The following is a 4,878-nucleotide window of genomic DNA, read 5'->3' as shown; positions in this document are numbered from 1 at the left end:
GGCGGCGGCCGGCTTTCGCGCCAAGCACGTAGCCGACGGCGATCACGGCGGCGTAGCGGATCACAGTATTCCTTCCAACGCGACGGGCTTCCCAGACGAAGTGTGTGACTCCATCCTGCCTCACCGACGGCCCGGCACGCCCGCCCGGGAGCGCATTGGCGGCAGCGGCGGTCGGTACGCTAGAGTCAACGCTCGGTCCGCGGAGCAGATCTGCGGAAGGTAGTCCCCTGTAGCTCAATTGGCAGAGCTCCCGACTGTTAATCGGGCGGTTATTGGTTCGAGTCCAATCGGGGGAGCCACAATCCCAGAACTGTCACCTCTGGGGTTTGGCCTGCTGCTGGCGGGCGGCCTGGTTCAGCGCCTCCACCAGCGGATTGCTCGCCGTGGCGAGCGCTTTCCGCTCCTCCTCGGTCAGCTGGTAGAACGTCCACACACCCCATGCGGCGGGCCGCACGTAGACGGTCACATGCTGCCGGTTGTTCTGCAGCACGGCCGGGACCGCGACCGGCCGGTTCAGGGTCGCCGAACTCATCATCTCCTCGGCCAGTGCCCGGGTGTCCACCGTGTCCTGAAGCTGGTAGAGCACGGCCTTGTTGGCGGGGCCTTCCATGGCGAGGAACCAGGCCATCGACGTCTCCTTAGGTTGGCGGCAGCGCAGTCACTGTAGGCGATTGGTCCGCTTTGTGGACCTGAACCGTTCGGCCCCGCAGGGCGCTCCGATGGTGCGTCGATACCGCCCCGCAACGCCGTCGCGCGTTGCGCCGACATCTCGGGTCCGGCCCGTAAGCTCATGGCATGCGGTTGTCCCGGCTGAGCGCGGTGCTGCTGTCCATGGGTTTTCTCGCCGCGGGGTGCGGGTGGGGCCCGTCGTCGGCGCCGCCGCCCAAACCCGACACCTGCACCCCGGCCGACGGGCCGAGCGCCGATACGGTTGCCCAGGAGATCGCCGGGCTGCCCGTGCCGAAGGCGGGTTCGGAGTGGACGCAGCTCAAGGACGGGCACACGGCCAACTGCCGGTTGTACTGGGTGCAGGTCGGGCAGACCAACCCCGAACCCAACAGTCCCGGTCAGTTGTTGTTCTTCGACCGCCAGACCCCGCTGGGCCCCGCGACCCCCGAACCGCGGCCCTATATCGCCGTCGTGTCCAACGCCGACGACACCGTGGTGGTGAACTATCAGTGGCAGCAGGGCCACGACTCGCCGAAGGCGCCGACCGGCATCGCGACCGTGCGGTTCCGGATCGGGCACGACGGCAAACTGGTCGCCGTCGACCCCGTCCCGCAGCCCTGAGGCCTCTCAGCCGTTGAGCAGCTCGGCGGGGTCGAGCATGGCCGCGTAGCGCAGCTGCTCGGGGATGCCGAAGCCGTCGACCAGCGCCTCGATGTGCGGGCGCAGCGACCGGCAGCGTTCGTTGATCCCGCGGGTGACGGCCTTGGCCCGCTCGGTGGACAGATACCGGTGCTCCATGAACCAGGCCTTGTCGTCCTCGATCACCGAAAGCGCGTACAGGTCGCAGACGTCTTCGAGGAGTTCGCGCGCGGTGTCGTCCTCGCAGGCGTCGATGCCCGCGACGAAGGCCTCCATGATGATCCGGTCGATGTGGGCGCTCGCGGCGTGCAGCACATGGTCCTGTACGGCGTTGAACGCCTCGAACGCCGACATCTCCTTGGACTTGCCCTGCAGACGGCGAGCCACCGAGGCGATCATGTACTCCTCACGGTCCTCGAACATCTTGACCTGGGTGCCGCGGTTGAACAGGCTGCCTTCTTCCTCGTTGTCCTGGCGGGTGTCGAGGACGGTCTGGATGATGGTCTCGGCCGAGGTGCGTTTGAGGAGACGCTCGCCGGCGAAGTTGGCCGCGAACCGCACCCACTCCGCCGGGCTCATGCCCTTGATGTCGTCGGCGTAGGCGGTCAGCAGTTCCTTGGCCACCAGCTGGGTGAGCACGTGGTTGTCACCCTCGAAGGTGGTGAACACGTCGGTGTCGGCGCGCAGTGCGATCAGCCGGTTCTCCGCGAGGTAGCCCGCGCCGCCGCAGGCTTCCCGTGCCTCCTGGATGGCCCGGCTGGCGTGCCAGGTGTTGGCCGCTTTGAGCCCGGCGGCCCTGGCCTCGAGCTCACGTTGTTCCTCGGCATCGGGATTGTCGGAGGTCTGCAGTTCGTGGCACTTGGCCACCAGTTCGTTCTGGGCGAACTGCAGTGCGTAGGACTTGGCGATCAGCGGCAGCAGCCGGCGCTGATGTACGAGATAGTCCATGATGAGGACTTCCTCGTCGCTCTTCGGGGCTTCGAACTGCCTGCGTTCCAACGCATATCGGGTGGCGATGTCGAGTGCCACGCGGGCTGCGGCGGCCGCGCTGCCGCCGACCGTCACCCGGCCGCGGATCAGGGTGCCGAGCATGGTGAAGAACCGCCGGCCGGGGTTCTCGATCGGCGAGCTGTAGCTGCCGTCGGGTGAGACGTCGGCGTACCGGTTGAGCAGGTTCTCCCGCGGCACCCGAACGTTGTCGAACACGATGCGGCCGTTGTCCACACCGGGCAGGCCACCCTTGTAGTGGCAGTCCGATGTGGTCACGCCGGGCATGTCGTTGCCCATATCGTCGCGGATCGGCACCACGAAGCAGTGCACACCGTGACCCTCGCCGTCAGCTGTGATCAGCTGCGCGAAAACCGCTGCGACGCGCGCTGTTTCGGCGGCGCCGCCGATGTAATCCTTACGCGCGTTCGGGGTGGTCGAGTGGATCACGAATTCCTGGGTCTCCGGATCGTAGGTGGCGGTGGTCTCCAGGGACTGCACGTCGCTGCCGTGCCCGGTCTCGGTCATCGCGAAACAGCCGAGCAGATCGAGGTCGATGAGCCGGCGCACGTAGGCCTTGTGATGCCGCTCGGTGCCGAGATTCTCGATGGCGCCGCCGAACAGCCCCCACTGCACGCCGGCCTTGACCATCAGGGACAGGTCGGACATGGCCAGCATCTCGATCTGGATGATGGCCGCGCCGACGTCGCCGTTGCCGCCGTGTTCCTTGCGGAAACCGTCCTCGGCGGCACCCTTGGACGCCATGATCTTGAGTTGCTCGGCCACCTTGGCCCGCGCGATGGTGGTGTTCGGCGTGTAGTGCGGGCGGAAGACCTCGTTGGACAGGTCGGCCCGCAGGGCGTTCTTGACGTCGCGCCAGCGGCCGTCCAGCGTATTGCGAAGATGCTCGGCAGTGGTGGTCATACCCGACCGTAACCTGCTGGTGGCCCGACGCAGGTGAACCTGAGTTAAACGGGTCAGACTGACCGGCGTTGAATCTAGCCATGACCGAACGGCCCGAGCCGCTGTCACCGACCGGCCTGCCCCACGTGATCGACCACAAACACGCCGATGTCACCGGTGGCTGGCTGCGCGCGGCCACCTTCGGCGCCATGGACGGACTGGTCAGCAATACCGCGCTGATTGCCGGTGTGGCGGCCAGTGCGAGCGCCAAGACCGTGGTGCTCAGCGGTGTGGCGGGGCTGCTCGCCGGAGCCTTCTCGATGGCGCTGGGGGAGTTCACCTCGGTCACGACGGCCAATGAGCAGATCGACTCCGAGGTAAGGGTGGAGCGGCGGTCCTTCCGTAAACAGCCCGAGGCCGAACGCGCCGAACTGGTCTCGATGTTGAGGGATATGGGAATGTCGGAGGACACCGCGACCAAGGCCACCGAGGAGATCCACCGCGACGAGAACCGGGCGCTGAACTTCCATCTGGTGCAGGAGCTCGGTGTCGATCCCCGGGAGAAGCCGTCGCCGCGGACGGCGGCGTTGTCGTCGTTCCTGATGTTCGCGATCGGTGCCGTCATCCCGCTGATCCCGTATCTGCTCGGCTTCGAATCGTTGTGGGCCGGGTTGGCGTGCGGTGGGGTGGGCCTGCTGATCGCGGGCGGCCTGGCCGCACGGTTCACCCGCAAGCCGGTGGCCGTCGCCGCGATGCGCCAGTTGGTATTCGGCGCCGTCGCGATCGCGGCCACCTACGTCGTGGGCACCCTCATCGGCACGGTCACCACCTGATGCTGCGCCGAACACTCTTGGCCGGTGTGCTGCTGCTGGCCGGCTGTGGGTCGCCCGCGGGCGCCGAACCGGGATTGGCCTACCTGGACCAGCGTCAGATCCCGCATGGCGCCACGCTGGACGGCACCATGATCGGCGGCCTGTCCGGGATCAGCTACGACGCGGCGCACGACCTGTACTACATCGTCAGCGACGACCGCTCGGCGAAGAATCCGGCGCGCTTCTACACCGCCCGGATCTCGCTGTCGGACAACGGTATCGACCGTGTCGACGTGGTCGGTACCCGGCCATGGCTGGACCGTGACGGCGGGCCGTTCGCCCCGCTGGACGCCGCGGCCAGGCCGCCGGTGGTGCCACCGGACCCGGAAGGCATCGCCTTCGACGGGCGCAGGCAGCAGCTGTACTGGAGCAGCGAGGGGGAGCGGCGCGACGACGGCACCCGGCTGGACCCGTGGGTGCGTATCGCGGGGCTCGACGGCGGATACCGCGGGGAGTTCGCGCTGCCACCCGAGCTGACGATGGCCGTCCCGGACCGCGGGCCCCGGCAGAACAAGGCGCTGGAAGGGCTTTCGCTCACCCCCGACGGCCGCTATCTGTGGGCCGCGCTGGAAGGGCCGGGAGCAGAGGACGGGCCGCTGCCCGACGAGCAGCACGGGGCCCGCACCCGGATCACCCGGTTCGACGTCGAAACCGGCGCCGCCGACGCCCAGTACACCTATCCGTTGGACCCGGTCGCCGCCGGGCCCGGCGGCCGCAACCCGCGGGCGGGAGATGTGGCCCCCCACCGCCCCACGCAGCGGGGGGTTGGTATACCAATAAAGGGGGGGGGGGGAGAAGTGTTTTGTGT

The 4,878-nt window shown here is 67.9% G+C and carries 5 protein-coding genes and 1 tRNA gene; 4 read left to right on the top strand and 2 right to left on the bottom strand.

Features of this window, described 5'->3' with window-relative positions; all coding sequences use genetic code 11:
- The first annotated feature begins 223 nt into the window (after positions 1-223).
- A tRNA-Asn gene (locus tag ACWDTP_RS37400) sits at positions 224-299 on the top strand.
- A 14-nt stretch (positions 300-313) separates the two neighbouring features.
- Here the strand turns inward: ACWDTP_RS37400 and ACWDTP_RS37395 are convergent.
- Entirely contained in the window at positions 314-628 is a 315-nt protein-coding gene (locus ACWDTP_RS37395; RefSeq protein WP_450028259.1) for a hypothetical protein, read from the bottom strand.
- A gap of 167 nt (positions 629-795) precedes the next feature.
- Here ACWDTP_RS37395 and ACWDTP_RS37390 point away from each other — a divergent pair, with 167 nt between their 5' ends.
- Entirely contained in the window at positions 796-1,290 is a 495-nt protein-coding gene (locus ACWDTP_RS37390) for an LppP/LprE family lipoprotein (protein WP_450028258.1), read from the top strand.
- 6 nt (positions 1,291-1,296) lie between these two features.
- On the opposite strand, the gene ACWDTP_RS37385 is transcribed toward ACWDTP_RS37390, so the two are convergent.
- Positions 1,297-3,219, bottom strand: coding sequence for an acyl-CoA dehydrogenase family protein (locus ACWDTP_RS37385; protein ID WP_450028257.1), 1,923 nt, complete (start codon positions 3,217-3,219; stop codon positions 1,297-1,299).
- A gap of 80 nt (positions 3,220-3,299) precedes the next feature.
- Here ACWDTP_RS37385 and ACWDTP_RS37380 point away from each other — a divergent pair, with 80 nt between their 5' ends.
- Together ACWDTP_RS37380 and ACWDTP_RS37375 are read left to right on the top strand one after the other, a co-directional pair.
- Positions 3,300-4,031, top strand: coding sequence for a VIT1/CCC1 transporter family protein (locus tag ACWDTP_RS37380; protein ID WP_450028256.1), 732 nt, complete (start codon positions 3,300-3,302; stop codon positions 4,029-4,031).
- Positions 4,031-4,878, top strand: an 848-nt coding sequence (locus ACWDTP_RS37375; RefSeq protein WP_450028255.1) for an esterase-like activity of phytase family protein, incomplete at its 3' end; no start/stop codon positions are given. The genes ACWDTP_RS37380 and ACWDTP_RS37375, both read left to right, overlap by 1 nt.

The sequence above is a fragment of the Mycobacterium sp. NPDC003449 genome (genome assembly GCF_053588415.1).
The sequence above is the reverse complement of the archived record's forward strand: the minus strand, read 5'-3'. Positions and strand labels throughout refer to the sequence as shown.